Source organism: Allocoprococcus similis, assembly GCF_054660775.1.
Genome location: NZ_BAAHSG010000005.1, coordinates 1 through 19,784 on the forward strand (window position 1 = coordinate 1; position 19,784 = coordinate 19,784).

Consider the following 19,784-nt stretch of genomic DNA (forward strand, 5'->3'; position numbering starts at 1 on the left):
GTTCCTATTTGAGTTCTTTATTTGAGTTCCTTTAAGAAACTAAAAAAATATGCTATTATCTTAAAAGTAGTAGAGAGAAGGAAGTAAAATTACAGCAGAAAATTTTAGAAGAACTAAAAAGTCAAAGGGGAAAATTAGCAATGGTAAAAATAGATTTGATTACCGGCTTCTTAGGTTCCGGCAAGACAACGTTTATTAAAAAATATGCAAAATATCTTCTGGATAAAGGAATGAACATCGGCATCCTTGAGAATGATTTTGGTGCGGTAAATGTAGATATGCTTCTTTTACAGGACCTGATGGGAGATAACTGTGAGCTTGAAATGATTTCCGGTGGGTGCGACAAAGAAACGCACAGAAGACGTTTCCGGACAAAACTGATCGCAATGGGAATGTGCGGATATGACAGAGTAATTGTTGAACCGTCCGGGATTTATGATGTAGACGAATTTTTTGATGTTCTTCATGATGAACCACTGGATAAGTGGTATGAGATTGGCAATGTGATTACGATCGTTGACGCAAAACTGGAGCCGGAATTGTCAGAAGAAGCAGACTATCTGCTTGCGTCCGAGGCTGCAAATGCAGGAAGCATCATCCTCAGCAGGGCAGAAGAAGCGACAAAAGACCAGATTGAAAATACAATTGAACATTTGAACAGAGCGCTTGAACAGGTTCAGTGCAAGCGAAGGCTGGAACGGGAAATCATGAGAAAAGATGGAGCAGAGCTTTCGGAAGAGGATTTTGATAAGATCTTAAAGAGCGGTTATGTTGCAGAAAATTATCGGAAGATGGATCTGGATGAGAAAAAAGGTTTTGATTCGCTGTATTTTATGGAATTGACAATTTCTGCGGATGAATTGAAGACGCAGGTTGCGAAGATGATGCAGGATCCGGAATGTGGCGGTATTTTCCGGGTGAAAGGATTTGTGAAAGATGATGCAGGAAGCTGGATGCAGCTGAATGCAACCGGTCATGAGATCAGTATGAAGCCGATCGGAGACGGGCAGGAGGTTGTGATCGTGATTGGGGAACAGTTGAAGGAAGATCGGATACGGAAGTATCTGGAGAATTAGAAAATGTAAAAGAGCACATCAAAAGTGATGTGCTCCTGTTAATTTATTGTTTTTGGTAAATGATATGCTTTATACGGCCACCATCCATAATGATGGTATCATTTTCAGCTTTTACATACATTACAAGATTTGCATCCATTCGGAAGATAATACTTCCTGATCCTGATTGGTAAAGTGTTGTTTTCCCATGACGACGCATATGGATTTCGCATGTATTTTCAACTTTCACTAATTTCATGAAGGAATCGGTTTCATCGTTGTAATAGGTTCCTTCCTGGAAAAGTGCCGGATCTGCCGGTTTGGCAGGGGTCAATGTAAGTACACGGCCAGGAAGCCGATAAAGGATTCCATTATCTGTGAAATAGATCTTTTCATCTAATGAACCAATGCGATAACCGCCATCCTCTTCTTTTACCAGCGCTGTGCGGCACCATTCTCTTTGCATATAGAAGGTACCGTTTTGCTCTGTGATATCAACAAACATTGGATCATCCGGAAGTGCTGTCAGGAATACACCGCTGCGGGCAGGTGCATTTTCATGTTCCGGCACGGCTGGTTCGGTACAATCCGGTAATCCGAGTACGATGCAGGCAGCTTTATCGGCAAGCTTAGACATTGCGTAAGTTGTGGTGTTACTGATCAGTACAAGCTCCAGTTCTTTTTCCGGAATGCAAATAATTTCACCACGGTATGCAGCATCGGCACCGCCATGTCCGAATACATCCAGACCATGAAGCTTATGGGTCATAAGTCCGCCGCAGTATTCAGCCGTTTTGCCATTGCTGAGAAGGACAGGTTTCTTCATAAGCTCGATAATTTCAGGATCGATCACATTTGGATGAATGTACTCATCTAATACTTTGCAGAGGTCGGAAGCACAGGTATTTACAGAGGTTGGTCCGTAAAGTGCGTAGTTCAGTGGATTATAGTAGAAAGTATCATCACCTTCGTCCTGGTAAGAGTAAGTAAGATCCGGAACAATCTGTGTAAAGCTTTCACGAACAAAAGAATGTGTCATTCCGAGTGGATTGAAAATACGTTCTTTTACAAATTGCGGGAAGCTCATTTGCGACAGCTTTTCAACGATAAGTGCCAATAAGTGGAAACCGGTGTTACTGTATAAATACTGTGACTGCGGTTCAAAGTTCAACGATTTCTGAAGAGCTATCGTTGTATTGATATCATCCATGTCAATCTGATCGTTGATCTTGATGCCGCGTAAAAATAAGAGTTCCCACTGGTCGCGAAGTCCGCTGACATTATTCATCATCTGGCGGATCGTAATCGGTGTTTCAATGTTGATATATTCATTTAAATATTTCCTGATGTCGTCTTCTAAATCAAGTTTTCCTTCTTTCCAAAGAAGAAGAATAGACATAACAGTAAATTCTTTGGAAATCGATGCGACATGGAAAATACTTTCTTTATGGATTTTTAATTTATTTTCAAGATTTCCATATCCAAAACATTTTTCGTAAAGAGGTTTACCGTGCTGGCGAATCAATACCTGAGCGCCAGGGCAAAGACCGCGATCCCACATACGGAAAAGCTGATCTAATTGTTCTGTCATATTTGAATTCATTACAAAAATACTCCTTCTAATAAACTATTTTTTTAGAATTTTTTCGAATGCATAAAGCCAGTTTTTGCCTGCAAGCAGAGAAATCCGTTCATCTGAATAATTATGTTCTTTCATATCCTGCAGGAAGTCCGGAATATCTGCGTGACCGCCGGACAGAATGTCGAAAGGATATTCCGGCATCTGCGTTAATGATACTGCAGGCATTCAGTACCACAACACCGCCACATTTGGTGATTTCTTTCAGATTCAATAATATATTTCATAATCGTGTTTTCCTTAATAAACTAATTGTGAAAAGTAAACTATTATAGTCGCTTCTTCATTTGAGGTATTCAGGTAGTTATGTAAACAATTTTTAGGGATATAGAAACTGTCGCCCTCGTAGATCATATAAGTGCTGTTATCGATGCGGAGTTCTAATTCCCCTTTGAGGAGCAGGAGACTTTCGTCGTAATTACCATGTGAAATCATTTTCTCAGTCACCCAGGTGTTAGGCTTTAATCTCACGATGAGTCCGGTCATTTGTGCTTCTTGTGCGTTCGGAAGTTTAGAAGGTGTAAAAATAGAGTAGGAAACATCGATTTCCGGGATTTTCATTGGAATTCGGTTCTCTTTTCTCATCAAATAAGATTCCTTTGATTTCTTCCCTTCTTCAGATGACTTGGCAGAGAGTTCGGAGTCATCCATGATCAACCATACTTCTGAACATTTTAAGCAGGCTGCAATTTTTCTAAGTGCTACGAGTGAAGGAGATTTTAAATCTCTTTCAATTTGTGATATATGACCTATTGTGTATCCGGTAGCTTCAGCTACCTCTTTGAGCGTGAGTCCTCTTCTTTTTCGCATTTCGCGAATTCGGCGTCCATACATGGTCCCACTCCTCCTTTCGCAATTCAAGTATAAAAACTAGCGGTTTTTGATTGATTTTTCAAAGAAAAATTGATTGAATAGCGTCCGTTTTCATCACAATCTAATTGATGATCAATGATAACACGTCCATTTTCTTCGATCGAAGAGTAGAATGGATGATAAACAGGTGTTTAGTTAGATGTTCCTGCAAGACCGGTAATTGCAGAGATACCACATTCTAATTCATGCATATCATCGCATATGATTTCTACTTCTGTACCGCTTAAGCGTTTCATGCGAGGAATTTGTGCAACGGTGTCGGCCATTGCTGTTGATTTAAATTCAAATCCCAGCTTGATCGGAGTCGCAACTTCGTATAAAGGAATTTTGCTTAAATCGGAATCAAGAACTTCTTTTACTGCAGAAATCGTATTTTCCCTGAGAACTTTTTGTGGTGGGAATTTTGCTGCATAGCGTGACAACGCTTCTTTAGTTGTTACGAATTTTACCCATGGCATCATTTCTTTGTCTATAAGCTGTTTGTGAAGGCCGGAATCACCGATGATAAGACCGACCGGAACCTTATAAGAAGCAGCAAGTGCTGCGTTCGTTGTACTTTCGTTCATATAGGCTCCGTTGATTTTAAGGCTGGAAACAACTCTTCCGTAGAAGCTGTGATCCATATTGGCGAAATCTTCTCCCGAACCGGCATGATATCCGGCAAGGAATACAACATCGTAGGTTTCATCCAGGCAAGACATCATGTACTGTCTTCTTGGAGAACCGCTTACTAAGCTGATACGTTCATCCATCTGGCAAAGTTCATCATAAGAAAGGTTCGTTCCGCTTCCGTGAGAATCAGAAATGGTGATTTCCCCGATTTCATCATTTCTGGAGGAAGCATGAATTCCTTCGATGATCCAGCGTACCTGATTGTGTAAAGCGCGGCGGAAGGAAGGAACCTCATCGCGTTCCTGAGATGGAGAAGTGATACCTGCCATTCCTTCCATGTCTACAGAAATGTAGATTTTTAGTGCTTTCTTCATAAGAAAATCCTCCTTTATGTAATTTATTTGTTTTCTTATAGAAAAACAAAACATACAGTTGTTAAAATATTATAAAGTAACAAATGGGGCGTGTCAATATTTTGACATAATATACAAAATAAATTATACTGACAGTAATAATTATACTGTGAGTAAAAACGCGGAAAAATCTTTTTCGTAAAACGAAACTCAAAAAAGGATGTTTCAGAGGACGGAAAAACATATACATTCCATTTGAGAAAAAATGCAAAATGGTCAGACGGAAGTCCGGTGACAGCAAAAGATTTCGAATATTCCTGGAGAAGGACCGGTTGGATGTAAATTTGCATCCAGATGTCCATATGCTACAAAACGTTGTCATGAAGAAAGACCAATCTTCAGAAATGTAGGAAATGAACATTATGTAGCCTGTCATCAGGTAGAATAATGCATTTAGCTCTGTTACAATGGAAGTGGCATTGAAGGAGTCAATAATCTGAATATCTGATTAGGAGAAAAAGAAAATGCATGAATTAACACAATTAATCAAAGATGATATGCGTCCGGCTCTTGGGGTAACCGAGCCTGGAGCGATCGCATATGCGGTTTCAAAAGCAAAATCCTATGTTCCGGGAGAACTGGAACAGGTTACGCTTTTGCTGAACAGCGGTATGTATAAAAATGCATATACATGTGGTATTCCGAACAGTCGTTTTTACGGGAATGAATACGCAGCAGCTCTTGGAGTCGTAGCAGGGAAACCGGAGAAAGAGTTGGAGAGTCTTGCTGATGTAACAGAAGCTGACAATGTAGCAGCAGAAAAATTGGTAAAAGACGGAAAAATCGTTGTAAAAATGAGTGAGATCACAAGCCGTATTTTTATCGAAGCCCGTGTAAAGACAACAGCTGGAGAGGCAGTGGTTCGGATACGCGATGCACATACGAATATTGTTCGTATTGAGGTAAATGGAGAAGTGATTCTTGAGAAAGAAGAGGCTTCTGTGGAAGGCGGTCAAGAAGAAAAACCACTGATCCACAATTACACATTAAAACAGATTTACGAATACGCAAAAGAGGTTCCGGCAGAGGAAATTGAATTTATCAAGGCTGCCTATGAGATGAACTATGCTCTTTTTGAGGAAGGAATCCAGAATCCGAGGACAACCTATGCACGGTATCTGCTTGAGAAAAATGGCGGAAAGATTATTTCAGATGATGAGTTAAAGACAGCATCTTTACTTTGCAATGCGGCAATCGAGGCCCGTGTGATCGGACTTGACAGACCGGCCATGAGCATTACAGGTTCCGGGGCACATGGAATCATTGCAACCATGCCTCTTTACGGCGTGTGCAAGATTCGCGGATTAAGCGATGAAACCTTATATCGTGCCACTGCATTAAGCTATCTTATCTGCATGTATATCAAAGAGTACTCCGGTAAGCTTTCTGCTTTCTGTGGTTGCGGTATTGCTGCAGGTACAGGAATGGCGTGTGCACTTGTTTTCCTTCATGGAGGTGATGAGCATGCAATGGCAAGAACCATCAACAATATGTCCAGCAGTATTACCGGTATGATCTGTCATGGCGGAAATAAGGGTTGTACGATGAAAGGAGTTGTGGCAGTAAATGCCGCATTTCAGTCGGCTGATTTTGCTATGCATGAGATCTTTATTGATGATATTCATGGAATTAATGGATTTACACCGGAAGATACCATGCGTCATATGGGAGAGATCGCATCACCGGGCATGATCGGAACGGAGAAGACAATTGTAGATATTTTACAGGAAAAAGGAAAATAGAAGACAGAGCAAAAGTACCTCTAATCGGGAAGAGAGATTGGAGGTACTTTTCAGTAAAGTAACGGAAAAGTTGCATAAAGAAAAACATCTTTTTCCAAATAACAGACCTGAATATAGCTGAAAAATTTGTAGAAACCATACAAAAAGTATATTTTTATAAAAAATAATTGCAAATAATTGTGCAATGTGATATAGTGAAGCCATGTTAGGAAGGTAATTAAAGAAAGATGCCGTGACAGGAGAGCGAATGTTATATCAGCCGAAAGGCTGTTACAAGAGGCGCTCTTTTTTTGTGTATTTGTAGAAGGATCCGCATTTGGCGAATGTACATCATCGAGCTGCTAAGTGAGATGCTGTACAAAGTATACAGAGCGGGCAGGAGCATCCTACTCGATCATATTATGAGGGGTGAAAAGATGAGCAGTTTTTTTCATGAAGCAGTAGAAGAGAATCCGATCATTGCAGCAGTAAAGAACATGGATGATTTGAAAATCTGCTGTTCTTTGGAAGATATCCGGGTTGTATTTATTTTATTTGGAGATGTCTGTTCGATCCGTGAGATCGTCCAACAGATAAAAGATTCCGGGAAGGTTGCGATGGTTCATGTAGATCTGATAAGCGGTCTTAGCAGTAAGGAAATTGTCGTAGATTTTATCCGGAAAAATACAGAAGCAGATGGAATAATTTCCACAAAAGCCGCATTGATTAAAAGGGGGAAGGAACTTAAGCTGTTCACAGTCCTAAGGTATTTTCTTCTGGATTCGATGGCATATGAGAATATCAGGCAGCAACAACACGCCGTGAAGCCCGATTATATCGAAGTACTTCCGGGTGTGATGCCGAAGGTGATCGGAAAAGTCTGTAAAATGTCAAAGACACCGATCATTGCAGGTGGTCTGATCTCGGACAAAGAATCTGTGATGGCGGCACTTTCAGCTGGAGCGATCGCAGTTTCATCTACGAATCATGAAGTCTGGAAAATGTAAAACAAAAGTAACAGAAGATATTTAAACAAAGTACAGGTATTTGAGGATGAGTAAGTAGCGAAGCGGCATAGAACATCCGCTTTACTATAAAACATGCAAAGCAGCGATTTTTATTAAAGGAGGAAAAAGAGTATGGCTAAGTATGTAATGGCACTGGACGCAGGAACAACAAGTAACAGATGTATCCTGTTCAATGAAAAAGGAGAAATGTGCAGCGTTGCACAGAGGGAATTCACACAGTATTTCCCGAAACCGGGCTGGGTTGAACATGATGCAGATGAGATCTGGGCAAGTATGCTTGGTGTAGCCGTTGAAGCAATGAACATGATTGGGGCAGAAGCAGAGGACATTGCAGCAATCGGTATTACAAACCAGAGAGAGACAACCATCGTCTGGGACAAAGAGACAGGAGAGCCGATCCATCATGCAATCGTATGGCAGTGCCGCAGAACTTCTGAGTATTGTGACAGTCTGAAGGAAAAAGGACTTACCGATAAATTCAGAGAAAAAACAGGACTTGTTATCGACGCGTATTTTTCAGGAACAAAGGTAAAATGGCTTCTTGATAATGTGCCGGGAGCAAGAGAGAGAGCAGAAAAGGGAGAATTATTATTCGGTACAGTTGAGACATGGCTGATCTGGAAACTGACAAAAGGTGCAGTTCATGTAACTGATTATTCAAATGCTTCCCGTACGATGCTGTTCAATATCAATACGCTTGAATGGGATGATGAGATCCTTGCAGAGCTGAACATTCCGAAATGCATGCTTCCGGAACCAAAACCGTCAAGCTGTGTATATGGAGAAGCAGATCCTTCTTACCTCGGTGGACCGATTCCGATCGCAGGAGCAGCAGGAGACCAGCAGTCCGCACTGTTTGGACAGACATGCTTCAATGCAGGCGAAGCAAAGAATACATATGGAACCGGATGTTTCATGCTGATGAATACCGGTGAGAAACCGATCTTCTCAAAGAACGGACTGGTAACAACCATCGCATGGGGACTGGATGGAAAAGTAAATTATGCACTGGAAGGTTCAATTTTCGTGGCAGGAGCTGCAATCCAGTGGCTGAGAGATGAACTTCGTATTATTGATTCCGCACCGGATTCAGAATACATGGCTAAGAAAGTAAAAGATACAAACGGATGCTATGTAGTACCTGCATTTACCGGACTTGGAGCACCGCACTGGGATCAGTATGCAAGAGGAACGATCGTAGGAATTACACGTGGCGTTAATAAATATCACATTATCCGCGCAACTCTGGAATCCCTTGCTTATCAGGTAAATGATGTTCTGGAAGCAATGAAAGCTGACTCCGGAATTGAACTTGCAGCACTTAAGGTTGACGGTGGAGCAAGTGCAAATGATTTTCTGATGCAGACACAGTCTGACATCATCAATGCACCGGTTAACCGTCCGCAGTGTGTAGAGACAACCGCAATGGGAGCTGCTTATCTTGCAGGTCTTGCAGTTGGATACTGGGCAAGTAAAGAGGATGTTATTAAGAACTGGGCAATTGATAAGACATTCGAGCCAAAGATTGCAGATGAAGAAAGAGAAAAACGGATCAAAGGCTGGAATAAGGCTGTCAAATATGCTTACGGATGGGCAAAAGAAGATTAGATTCTGACAGTAAAAAGGAAATGAAAACAGAACATTGAATAAGGAAAAGGGGGACTTATCATGTTACCTTATATAGCAGAGTTTCTTGGAACAATGATACTTATTATTCTTGGAGATGGAGTAGTAGCAAATGTGAACCTTAACAAATCCGGTATGAAAGGTGCCGGCGCGGTTCAGATTACATTTGCCTGGGGTCTTGCAGTTCTGCTTCCGGCATTTATTTTCGGAGAGGCTTCAGGAGCTTCCTTTAATCCGGCACTTACGATCGCGCTTGCAGTGGACGGAAGTTTTGCATGGTCGATGGTTCCTGGATATATCATCGCCCAGATCGCAGGAGCATTCGTAGGCGGCTGTATTGTTTATTTACTTTTCAAAGGACAGTTTGACGCCACAGAAGATCCGGGAACAAAGCTTGGTGTATTCTGTACAGGACCTTCGATTGCAAACACAGGACTGAATATTTTCAGTGAGGCAGTTGGAACATTTATCCTTGTATTTGCGATCAAGGGAATTGGAAACGTGACAGGACTTTCCACAGGCGTTGACAAATTATTTGTATTCGGAATTATCGTATCAGTAGGTATGTCACTTGGCGGACTGACCGGTTATGCGATCAACCCGGCAAGAGATCTTGGACCAAGACTTGCACACGCAGTACTTCCGATTAAAGGAAAAGGTGATTCAAACTTCGGATACGGTCTGGTTGTACCGATCATCGGACCAATCATCGGAGCAATCGCAGCAGTATTACTGTATGGGGCAATTCCGTGGTAAAAGTTCAGAATTGAAAATGGTAATGGCATGAGATGAGAGAGCCTGACAGGATAACCGCATAAAGGAAATGCGTTTACTTGGCAGGCTCTTTTTCATAAGCAGGAAGTTCAGGAAGAAAAAACAGTTATTAAGGAGTGATCTGGGAATGTATGATGTAATAATTATCGGGGCTGGAGTATCCGGTGCGGCAACAGCAAGAGAGCTGTCACGTTATAAAGTGAAGGCATGTGTAATCGAGAAAGAAGAGGATGTATGCTGTGGTACTTCCAAGGCAAACAGTGCAATTGTCCATGCCGGTTATGATGCGGCAGAAGGATCGCTGATGGCAAAACTGAATGTCAGGGGAAATCAGATGATGGAACAGCTTTCAAAGGATCTGGATTTCCCATTTAAGAAAAATGGCTCTCTGGTTGTATGTCTGCATGAGGAGGATATGCCGAATCTTCAGGCACTGTATGACCGAGGTGTTGCAAATGGTGTTAAGGAGTTAAGAATTCTTAACTGTAAGGAATTGAAAGAAATGGAACCGAATATTTCCGATCAGGCGTATGCCGCACTTTATGCACCGACAGCCGGAATTGTATGTCCGTTTAATCTGAACATTGCAATGGCTGAGAATGCAAATGTAAATGGTGTGGAGTTCAAATTTGATACGGAAGTTACGGATCTTAAACCAATAGATGAGGGATGGGAAATCCATACAAATAACGGGGTTTTCCAGACAAGGTACGTGGTAAATGCGGCCGGAGTCTATGCAGACAAGTTTCATAATATGGTAAGTGAGAAGAAGATCCATATTACCCCTAGAAGAGGAGATTACTGCCTGCTTGATAAGAGTGCGGGAAGTCATGTGAGCAAGACGATTTTTGCACTTCCGGGAAAATATGGAAAAGGTATTCTGGTTGCACCGACGGTTCACGGTAATCTGATCCTTGGACCAACGGCGATCGATATCGAAGATAAAGAAGGAACCAATACAACAAGAGAAGGTCTGGATCAGGTGATCGAAAGGGCAGAGATGAATGTGAAAAATATTCCGCTCCGTCAGGTGATTACTTCATTTGCCGGACTTCGTGCACATGAGGACGGACATGAGTTCTTGATCGGGGAAGTGGAGGATGCAAAAGGATTTATCGACTGTGCAGGCATTGAATCACCGGGACTTACCAGTGCACCGGCAATCGGAGAAATGGTGGCACAGATCCTGAAAGAGAAAATGAATCTGGAAGAAAAAGAAGATTTTATCGCAACAAGAAAGGGCGTTCTGGATCCGAATACACTCAGCAAGGAAGAAAGAATGGAACTGATCAAAGAGAAACCGGAATACGGAAATATTATCTGCCGCTGTGAAATGGTTACAGAGGGTGAGATCATGGATGCAATCAACAGACCGCTCGGCGCCAAATCTCTGGACGGGGTGAAACGCAGAACAAGAGCCGGAATGGGACGCTGTCAGGCTGGTTTCTGCTCACCGAGAACGATGGAGATCCTGGCGAGAGAACGCCATGTGAGTATGTTCGAGATCACAAAATCCGGTGGAGATTCTAAAATTGTTACAGGTACTAATAAGGATTCGTTATAAAAGGGAGGCATTGCATCATGAGAGCTTATGATATTGTTATCATTGGAGGAGGACCGGCGGGACTTGCGGCTGCAATTTCGGCGAAGAAAAGCGGAGTGGACAGTGTCCTGATCCTGGAAAGAGATAAAGAACTTGGCGGTATCCTGAATCAGTGCATCCACAACGGATTCGGACTCCATACTTTTAAGGAAGAACTGACCGGACCGGAATATGCAGGACGTTTTATAGATCAGGCGAAAGAACTGAATATTGAATACAAGCTGAATACAATGGTTATGGATATCAGCCCGCAGAAGGTTGTCACCGCAATGAACCGGGAGGAAGGTCTTTTCGAGATTCAGGCGAAGGCGGTTGTTCTGGCAATGGGATGCCGTGAGCGTTCCAGAGGTGCACTTAATATTCCGGGTTATCGTCCGGCGGGTATTTTCTCAGCAGGTACGGCACAGAGACTGGTCAATATCGAAGGCTATATGCCGGGGCGGGAGGTTGTGATCCTTGGTTCCGGCGACATCGGACTGATCATGGCAAGACGAATGACATTTGAAGGCGCAAAGGTTAAGGTTGTTGCAGAGCTGATGCCGTATTCTGGAGGACTGAAGAGAAATATCGTACAGTGTCTGGATGATTATGACATTCCGCTGAAGCTGAGCCATACGGTTGTTGATATCAAAGGAAAAGAGCGTCTGGAAGGCATTACACTGGCACAGGTGGACAGTCACGGAAAACCGATTCCTGGAACCGAAGAAGAATACAGCTGTGATACCCTCCTTCTTTCCGTAGGCTTGATTCCGGAAAATGAGATTTCAAGAGGTATGGGCGTGGATATGAACCCTGTCACATCAGGACCGAAGGTAAATGAGAGCCTGGAAACAAACATTGAAGGCGTATTTGCCTGCGGAAATGTCCTGCATGTGCATGACCTGGTTGACTTTGTATCGGAAGAAGCCGGAACTGCAGGAAGAAATGCTGCGGAATATGTAAAACAGGGAGAAGCGCACAGACAGGGCGGAAAAGAGATTAAAATGAATCCAGTCGAAGGTGTCCGCTATACAGTTCCGGGAACGATTAACGTAGACCGGATGGATGAGAACCTGACCGTGCGTTTCCGTGTGGGCGGTGTCTACAAGAACTGTTATATCAGCGCATATTTTGATGATGAGAGAGTGATCCACAGAAAACGTCCGGTTGTTGCACCAGGTGAGATGGAAGAGATTAAGCTGACAAAAGAGCAGCTTCTGAAATATCCGGATCTGCAGACCATCACAGTAAAGATTGAGGAGGCGTAGACGATGGAAGAGAGAAAATTGACATGTATCGGCTGTCCGATGGGCTGCCCTCTTACAGTTGTAATGAATGGGGAAGAAGTGGTGAGCGTCACCGGAAATACATGCAAGCGCGGTGATGTATACGCAAGAAAAGAAGTGACAAATCCGACGAGAATCGTAACTTCGACCGTGCGGGTGTCCGGCGGAAGCATCGATATGGTATCGGTGAAGACGAAAGAAGATATCCCGAAGGGCAAAATCTTTGAATGTGTGAAGGCGCTCAAAGGAATTGAAGTTCCGGCTCCGGTTCATATTGGGGATGTGATCCTTGAAAATGTGGCTGATACGGGCGTGGATATTGTTGCGACGAAGAATGTAGAATAAAAGGAAAAGAAGGAGAAGTCCTGTATGGTGACGGAAAGGGTTGCCATATGGGACTTTTTAATATTGTATTCTGGAGAAACATTTTGTGATTTCGTGAAAATCTCAGTATAAACATTTCTGTTTTTCGTTAAGAAAGTGGTATAAACATTTTGTGTTTTCGTTAAGAACTCGATGAAAACATTTCTGTTTTTCGTTAAAAAGCAGGCATAAACATTTTGTGATTTCGTGAAAAATGGTATAATTAAGGCGGAAATATGCTATAATACTACCAAGTAAAATGAAATGAGGAATGCTAAATGATTTTTAAAAGAAAAGTTTATGACAAACTGATTGAGTGGAAAACATTGGCAGCAGGCACATCAGCAGTATTGCTTGAAGGAGCCAGACGTATTGGAAAAAGTACCATTGTAGAGGATTTCGCAAAAAATGAATATGATGATTATATGATTCTTGATTTTGCAAGAGAAAGCATAGATGTTAAAAATAATTTTGTCGAGAATATGAATGATTTGGATACGTTTTTCAGAAATCTGTTTCTCCTAAAAGGAAAAAGTTTAAAAGGGAAGAATTGCGTGATCATTTTCGATGAGGTACAGCTGTTTCCACAGGCACGGCAGGCGATAAAATATCTTGTTGCGGATGGACGGTATGAGTATATTGAGACAGGATCACTGATCTCAATTCGGAAAAATGTAAAGGATATACTGATTCCTTCAGAAGAATACCGGATTAAGATGTACCCGATGGATTTTGAAGAATATTTATGGGCAATCAATGATGAGGTTACGATTCCTACAATCAGAGAAGCTTTTGAAAAAAGAAAGCCACTTGGAGATGCGATTCATCGGAGAATCATGAAAAGTTTCCGCACGTATATGGTTGTAGGTGGGATGCCACAAGCGGTAGATGCTTATGTTTCAGGAAAAAGCTATGCGCAGATCGATTTTGTAAAGAGGAATATTCTGAACCTTTATGAAGAAGATCTGGCAAAATATGATACAGAAAATCGGGAAAAAGCGTCAGTTATTTATCGTACAATACCAGAGCAGCTGGAGAATAAAAATTCGCATTTCAAACTTTCCATGGTGGATAAAAATGCACGTTACCAAAATTATATAGATGCAGTAAGCTTTATTTCAGAAGCAATGATCGGAAATGAGTGTATCAATGTTACAAAGCCGGAAGTTGCATTAGAATTATTTGCAGACAGAAGTAATTTTAAATTATATATGGGTGATACCGGATTACTGGTTACACAGATTATGAAGAACCGGGATAATACAGATGAGGATTTATATAAGGCTCTGATTATAGATAATCTTGGGATAAATCAGGGAATGATCATTGAAAATATTGTAGCACAGATGCTCAGAACGGCAGGTCATGAGTTGTATTTTCATGAATATTTGTATACACCGGAAGGGACGACCAGGGAAAAGAAATATGAGATCGATTTTATGATCGTGAAAAAAAAGAAGATCTGTCCGATCGAAGTAAAATCTTCAAATTATATGTCACACAAATCATTTGATTATCTGATTCAGAAGTATCAGTTAAAGTCGGAAGACAGATTTATTATCTATACAAAAGATTTAAAATATCAGGACGGAATTATGTATATACCAATTTATATGACGATGTTACTGTAGAATTTGCAGGAGGATTTTCATGGAACCATTTTACTATACCAGAATGACCAAAGCACAGCAGGCCGTATACCATGTAATCATGCAGGGAGCGAATGCGCTTGCGGATGAATTTCAGATACCGCGCATAGAAAGTGCGGAGCTTTATGATGTCTTTTTCAGGCTTCGGCTGGATCACCCGGAGATTTTCTGGATGACAGGATATAAGTATAAATACTACCAGGACTCTCCGAATCTGATCTTTGTACCGGAGTATCTGTTTGACAAAAATAAAATCCGGGAGCACCAGAAGGCAATGACTGCCCGGGTAGAGAAGCTGGCAAGAGCGGCAAAGGATTTGTCTGAATGGGAAAAGGAGAAATATATTCATGATTTTATCTGTGAAAATGTGACTTATGATAAGTTGAAAAAGGCGTATTCCCATGAGATCATCGGTCCACTCGGACATGGAGTCGGTGTGTGCGAAGGAATTGCAAAGTCGGTAAAAGTACTCTGTGATGCTCTTGGAATCTGGTGCATGATCGCAGTCTGTGGCAACAATCCGGAAAAAGGGATCAAGTACCGTCATACCTGGAATATTGTAAAAATAGGCGGTACATATTATCATCTGGATGCAACCTTTGACAATACGCTTGGAAAGCACAGCGTGGCAGGGCAGGAGATTCGCTATGATTATTTCAATCTGGACGATAAAAAGATTTTCCGAGATCATGAACCGCTGATCGCACCGGCACCGGTCTGTACGAATGGGGATCATTTTTATTACCGGGAGAAGAAACTTTCTTTTACAAAAGAAGAGGATGTCTATAAACGGTCGCTGCAGGCAGCCAAGAAGGGCAGGACGTTGACCTTCCAGTGGAGAGGCGGCTATCTGACAAGAGAGGTTCTGGAAAAGCTTCTGGATCTGCTCCGGAAAGCCGGAGAAGAAAAGCAGAAGGCTGCCAGGATCAGCCTCAACTGGTCGCAGGCAGTGATCCGCGTCAGTTATGTGGAGGACAGAGGACTTGCCTGTGTGGATATGGAAGAGGCAAATGAAGGAGAAAAGGAATAGATGAGCGAACTGGAAATGCAGGAGAATATATTGGCAGAGGAAGAATCTGTGGAAATGGAAGATGGATATACAGAAGAAATTCCGGAGGCATTTCAGAAGCTTGCCGAACTGTTAGGTCAGGATCAGTTTGAACTTCTGTTTCCAGACAAAGATGTGGAAAACCAGGATGAAATCCGTCTCGTGTATCTGATGAATGATGCAGTGGAAAGCTTTCTGGTATTCTCTGGTGCAAGAATGACCGGGCATTATCAGAAAGATTATGAAGGAGAGCTGGACGCAACTTTAAGCCAGGAGGACGGAGAATACGTGCTTATTGTATATCAGGGCGAGACGGTTGTGACGATCTTTTTCCAGGATCTTCAGTTGGAGGTGAACCTTTATAATTACGGAGATGTGGGACATTTCTGGGTGAAAGGGTACGAGTATCTGCGGATTCTGGAATACCGGCTGGCGATTCTGCGTGATAAATGCGAATACCTTGGAGAAGAGGCGGCAAGTGAAGCAGAGCAAAGACTTGCCAGTCTGGTGCATTTTCCGCCACTGAACTATGCCTGCTATCCGGCAGTCCCGGAAAAATATATTGTTCCAATGGAGGATCCATGGAGTCCAGCAGAAGAGGCAATCGATGTGATGGAAGAGCTTGCCAGAGAAGCAGAGGATTGGAGTCTGTTAAGGTGGCTGCATATTTACCGGAAGTATTATGGAAAAAGGATGAGCAGATGGATTGCCGGATTGCTGCATCGTGCGAAACATGCGGCAGTTGTAGAGTTGTTGGATAAAAAGTTGATCGAAGAAGCGGAAAATTATCCACGAAGGGATTTCGGAGAGGAATTCAATCAGAAATATGGTGAAGTTTTACTGAAGGCACAACAAAGAAAAGAGGAACTAGAGTCGAAAGGACAGGAAGTTACACTTGTACGTGAGGAGCCATTTGCAGCGGCGAGAGATTCGGTAGATTTCAAAGTGTATCTGATGATATGGAAAGAAAAAAGGGGAGATCGTGTTGTTGAAATAGAAGAATTTTAGCAATGTATGATTTGAAAACTTAAAAGACGGAAACAGGTCAACGGAGTGAGACGATAAAGTTGATTGGAAAGTGCGAAAAATCATAAATAGGTCAATGAAAAGAGTTTTAAAAGTTGACTTTAAAATGGAAAATTCGGAACTAAATCAACAAAAAGAGTCCTGGAAATTGATTGCGAATTGAGAAAACGGAAAAAGAGTCAACTAAAAGAGTATAGGAAATTGACTGTAAATTGAGAAATTGACAAATAAGTCAATAAAAAAACCCAGGAAGTTGATTCTAAATTGAAAAAGTAGAAAATAAGTCAACGAAGAGCACTAAAAAAGTTGACTTAAAATTAAAGAAGCTAAAATTAAGTCAACAAAACAAGATATTTGGACTGACTGCAAACTATAAAAGGTAAAAATAAATCAACAGATTTAGTGCTCAATTGATATCCATAGAAAGGAACAGATACAAATGATCAACCGAACAGATATGCTGGAACTGACAAGGCGGATGACACCGACGAGAACATCATTTACAAGAATTGCAGGCTGCTATGTAGATGCAGACGGAGATTTTGACGGAAGCTTTAACATCAATTTTCTCAAACTTTCTCCATCAGAAAAAACAAAAAATCTCGCAATCGCCAAAACCATTCCATTTGCAGAGACAAACACACAACTGAAAAAATACGAGATCCAGACAGAAAATCAGAAAGCCGGAAGTATGTGGCAGCTTCTGATGGCGCTCAGAGACTGCGAACTCAAAAACGATGCCCTGATGGATACCCTTTATGATATCATCATGGAAAACATCCGGATCACCACCCCTTACGCGATCTATGTTTTCCATGATAACTACGATATCCCAGCCAAAGCAGCCGATAAAGAACGCCTCGGTGAATCCGAAGAGATGTTCCCCTATCTCATCTGCGCCATCTGTCCCCTTGTCGGCGAATACGAACCCGGTTCTCCAACATCCGGCTTCCTCTTCCCCGCTTTTACAGACCGTAGTGGCGACCTGAATCACATCAACATCTATGGAACCACAGAAAAGAAACGCGAGGATTTAAGCAGACTTATAAAAATGTAAGATTTTATTATGAATATTTTAAAGATATATTTTAGAAATTATTCCATTATTTTAAATTTTACTTACGGCAACACTTAAACTTTGGACAAACAAATCACCATCAGTCATGCGCAGCGAGCTGATGTCTCTAATATGCAATTATCTTGAGTTGCACCAGTACCAGAAAACCCGGAGCCACCCACCTATCCTGTCAGATTCCCTTGAGCACTATGGAGATGAGACTCAGTATATTGTGGAAGCCGTTGCTGACACAATATACGTTTTCAGAGGCTCATCGAAATGTCCAGTGCGTGGGAATCTGACAGGATAGGTGGGTGGCTCCGGGTTTTCGTCCCCTTTACAAACAACTCCCCTATATTATTATTCCATCAGCAAGCTCCGAAACTCCGTAAAGAAGCGTCCCTGCTCTTCTTTGGTCATCTTAACCAGCATCTCCAGGCTTTCCATACTGATCCGCCCAGCTGAGAACAGCAGTTCCGTGTAATCCCATTTTGTATAGCCATACTGTTTTTCCCAGTCGCAGATTTTCTTCATTCCATAATAATAGCAGGTGAAATATCCAGGCGCATTCTGGTGTGCCTGTACCTGGGCGCGGGCAGTTACGCGGTCAAAGCCCAGCTCTTCTTCGTAGATTTTAACAGCATCCTCCAGTGTCGCTCCAAAATAATACAGCTGCAGGTCAACCAGGATACGGACAGAGGCATGATGACGGCGGAATGCAACGAACAGAGGGAAGAACGGGTCTTCCGCAAAGATAAAGGTAAATGCACGTTCAGTCCGGATACAGGTTCCCTCTTCCAGAGGTACACTTTTGGCTCCTATTTTTACAGTTTCCGGTATTGGATCGATCGCTGCACGGATAAACTGGACATGGTGTCCCGGATAAGTTTCGTGCATGGTATTCATCTTGATCCAGCCATCAGTAATGTTCTGATAATTATACTGATTCAGGAACATCTGGCCGCGGAGCGGTTTGACACGGAAATCACCACCCTCATAACCGCCCCAAGGGTAAGAATCCTTATAGCAAGGCGGAAGCGGAACGCACAGACAGGTTTCATCTTCCGGAAGACGTACATATTCATGAGCGACAGCGCGGGTACGTTTCAGATAATTTCTGGCACGTGTATACATTTCCTCGGCACTGTCACAAGGACCGGCATAACGGAAAAGCACATCGCTGACTTCTTTCATTGTCTTAGGAGTTCCTTCCGGAAGATCTAATTTGGAGGCGATTTCGAAGACTTCAGCACGGGTCTTTTCAATTTCTTCTTTATGCCATGCAAGCAGTTCGTCGAGAGATACACCAAGACGGTTTTTCAGAAGGCTGCGGTAAGCTTCCGGATCCATCTTGATGGTCTTTGAGAGATCATCCTTTAACAATTCTTCAGAGTCAGACTGGCAGTCAGAACCGAGTAAATCTGCCATTTCCTGAAGCTGATCGATAAAAATCTGGAAGGACTGAGATAAAGACGCAATCTGTTCTTCTGCGAAATCCGGGAAATATTCATTTAACAGTTTCTGGTCGCGCTGCATATCCAGCCTTGCGCGGGCGAAGGCAGAAGAAAGGGAAGCTTCATTTTCGCCGTATTGTGTGTGGATCAGATTAAGGATCAAATCCTGATTTTCATGGAATGCCTGTAATTTTCTGGTTAGGACATCGAGACGTACTTCATTAGAACGTCTGTCACAGCGAGCGACTTCCTGAAGATAATAGACAAAATCCAGGAGAGGTGCTTCCGGACTGTGTTCTTTTTCTTCGATGGTAAATTTAAGAGAATCCAGGAAGTCTTTCAGATGATGCTTCACCAGACGATAGACATTGTCCGGTGCATCCAGGTTTTCAACCTGTGTTTTTAAATCGTTCCATTTTTCACGGACCGACCTGATCTTTTCGGGAGTCGGGAGAAAAAGGATCTTTTCAAAAGAACGGTGGCTTTCGAGTTGGTCATGCAAAATGGCAAGTTCTCTGTCAAGTTCGCGGTAAGTATTGGTTAAGTCAGTATTTTTCATAAGTAAATAGCGCTCTCCT

At 42.3% G+C, this 19,784-nt stretch carries 18 protein-coding genes; 13 read left to right on the top strand and 5 right to left on the bottom strand.

Annotated elements, in window-relative coordinates:
* The first annotated feature begins 140 nt into the window (after window positions 1-140).
* On the top strand, window positions 141-1,076 hold the full coding sequence (locus ACYQ5K_RS01865) for a GTP-binding protein (protein ID WP_173688328.1): 936 nt from the start codon (window positions 141-143) through the stop codon (window positions 1,074-1,076).
* Window positions 1,077-1,119: 43 nt separating this feature from the next.
* Here ACYQ5K_RS01865 and ACYQ5K_RS01870 read toward each other — a convergent pair whose 3' ends face one another.
* The 4 genes from ACYQ5K_RS01870 to ACYQ5K_RS01885 all read right to left on the bottom strand — a co-directional run bounded on the left by ACYQ5K_RS01870 (window position 1,120) and on the right by ACYQ5K_RS01885 (window position 4,553).
* The gene (locus tag ACYQ5K_RS01870) at window positions 1,120-2,658 is read right to left on the bottom strand and encodes a serine hydrolase domain-containing protein (protein ID WP_173688327.1); all 1,539 of its coding nucleotides are present in this window, start codon (window positions 2,656-2,658) and stop codon (window positions 1,120-1,122) included.
* 24 nt (window positions 2,659-2,682) lie between these two features.
* Window positions 2,683-2,862 (bottom strand): hypothetical protein, encoded by a 180-nt coding sequence (locus ACYQ5K_RS01875; protein ID WP_173688326.1) that lies wholly within the window; start codon window positions 2,860-2,862, stop codon window positions 2,683-2,685.
* A gap of 72 nt (window positions 2,863-2,934) precedes the next feature.
* Window positions 2,935-3,528 (bottom strand): helix-turn-helix domain-containing protein, encoded by a 594-nt coding sequence (locus tag ACYQ5K_RS01880; RefSeq protein WP_173688325.1) that lies wholly within the window; start codon window positions 3,526-3,528, stop codon window positions 2,935-2,937.
* Window positions 3,529-3,698: 170 nt separating this feature from the next.
* Window positions 3,699-4,553 (bottom strand): M55 family metallopeptidase, encoded by an 855-nt coding sequence (locus ACYQ5K_RS01885; protein ID WP_243868787.1) that lies wholly within the window; start codon window positions 4,551-4,553, stop codon window positions 3,699-3,701.
* Between the two features lie 234 nt (window positions 4,554-4,787).
* On the opposite strand from ACYQ5K_RS01885, the gene ACYQ5K_RS01890 reads away from it, so the two are divergent.
* The 12 genes from ACYQ5K_RS01890 to ACYQ5K_RS01945 all read left to right on the top strand — a co-directional run bounded on the left by ACYQ5K_RS01890 (window position 4,788) and on the right by ACYQ5K_RS01945 (window position 17,752).
* A complete protein-coding gene (locus ACYQ5K_RS01890) occupies window positions 4,788-4,874 on the top strand; it encodes an ABC transporter substrate-binding protein (RefSeq protein ID WP_330586009.1) in 87 nt (28 codons plus the stop codon).
* A 182-nt stretch (window positions 4,875-5,056) separates the two neighbouring features.
* On the top strand, window positions 5,057-6,334 hold the full coding sequence (locus tag ACYQ5K_RS01895) for an L-cysteine desulfidase family protein (RefSeq protein WP_173688323.1): 1,278 nt from the start codon (window positions 5,057-5,059) through the stop codon (window positions 6,332-6,334).
* A gap of 416 nt (window positions 6,335-6,750) precedes the next feature.
* Window positions 6,751-7,320, top strand: coding sequence for a glycerol-3-phosphate responsive antiterminator (locus ACYQ5K_RS01900; protein ID WP_055296595.1), 570 nt, complete (start codon window positions 6,751-6,753; stop codon window positions 7,318-7,320).
* Window positions 7,321-7,452: 132 nt separating this feature from the next.
* Window positions 7,453-8,949, top strand: a complete 1,497-nt coding sequence (gene glpK / locus ACYQ5K_RS01905; protein ID WP_008373317.1) for a glycerol kinase GlpK — start codon at window positions 7,453-7,455, stop codon at window positions 8,947-8,949.
* 60 nt (window positions 8,950-9,009) lie between these two features.
* Window positions 9,010-9,723: an MIP/aquaporin family protein gene (locus ACYQ5K_RS01910; protein ID WP_022220047.1), complete on the top strand. Its 714-nt coding sequence runs from the start codon at window positions 9,010-9,012 to the stop codon at window positions 9,721-9,723.
* A gap of 145 nt (window positions 9,724-9,868) precedes the next feature.
* Window positions 9,869-11,305 carry an NAD(P)/FAD-dependent oxidoreductase gene (locus ACYQ5K_RS01915; RefSeq protein ID WP_055155469.1) on the top strand — a complete coding sequence of 479 codons (1,437 nt, stop codon included), beginning with the start codon at window positions 9,869-9,871 and terminating at the stop codon, window positions 11,303-11,305.
* Window positions 11,306-11,322: 17 nt separating this feature from the next.
* Window positions 11,323-12,591 carry an NAD(P)/FAD-dependent oxidoreductase gene (locus ACYQ5K_RS01920; RefSeq protein ID WP_173688320.1) on the top strand — a complete coding sequence of 423 codons (1,269 nt, stop codon included), beginning with the start codon at window positions 11,323-11,325 and terminating at the stop codon, window positions 12,589-12,591.
* Between the two features lie 3 nt (window positions 12,592-12,594).
* Window positions 12,595-12,954, top strand: a complete 360-nt coding sequence (locus ACYQ5K_RS01925) for a DUF1667 domain-containing protein (RefSeq protein WP_055260332.1) — start codon at window positions 12,595-12,597, stop codon at window positions 12,952-12,954.
* Between the two features lie 296 nt (window positions 12,955-13,250).
* Window positions 13,251-14,603: an ATP-binding protein gene (locus ACYQ5K_RS01930; RefSeq protein ID WP_173688319.1), complete on the top strand. Its 1,353-nt coding sequence runs from the start codon at window positions 13,251-13,253 to the stop codon at window positions 14,601-14,603.
* 19 nt (window positions 14,604-14,622) lie between these two features.
* A complete protein-coding gene (locus ACYQ5K_RS01935; RefSeq protein ID WP_459777235.1) occupies window positions 14,623-15,651 on the top strand; it encodes a transglutaminase domain-containing protein in 1,029 nt (342 codons plus the stop codon).
* Window positions 15,652-16,677 (top strand): DUF3878 family protein, encoded by a 1,026-nt coding sequence (locus tag ACYQ5K_RS01940; RefSeq protein WP_173688317.1) that lies wholly within the window; start codon window positions 15,652-15,654, stop codon window positions 16,675-16,677.
* Between the two features lie 457 nt (window positions 16,678-17,134).
* Window positions 17,135-17,752 (top strand): DUF4317 family protein, encoded by a 618-nt coding sequence (locus ACYQ5K_RS01945; RefSeq protein ID WP_173688316.1) that lies wholly within the window; start codon window positions 17,135-17,137, stop codon window positions 17,750-17,752.
* Window positions 17,753-18,112: 360 nt separating this feature from the next.
* On the opposite strand, the gene ACYQ5K_RS01950 is transcribed toward ACYQ5K_RS01945, so the two are convergent.
* Window positions 18,113-19,765: a DUF885 family protein gene (locus tag ACYQ5K_RS01950; protein ID WP_173688315.1), complete on the bottom strand. Its 1,653-nt coding sequence runs from the start codon at window positions 19,763-19,765 to the stop codon at window positions 18,113-18,115.
* Between the last annotated feature and the right edge of the window lie 19 nt (window positions 19,766-19,784).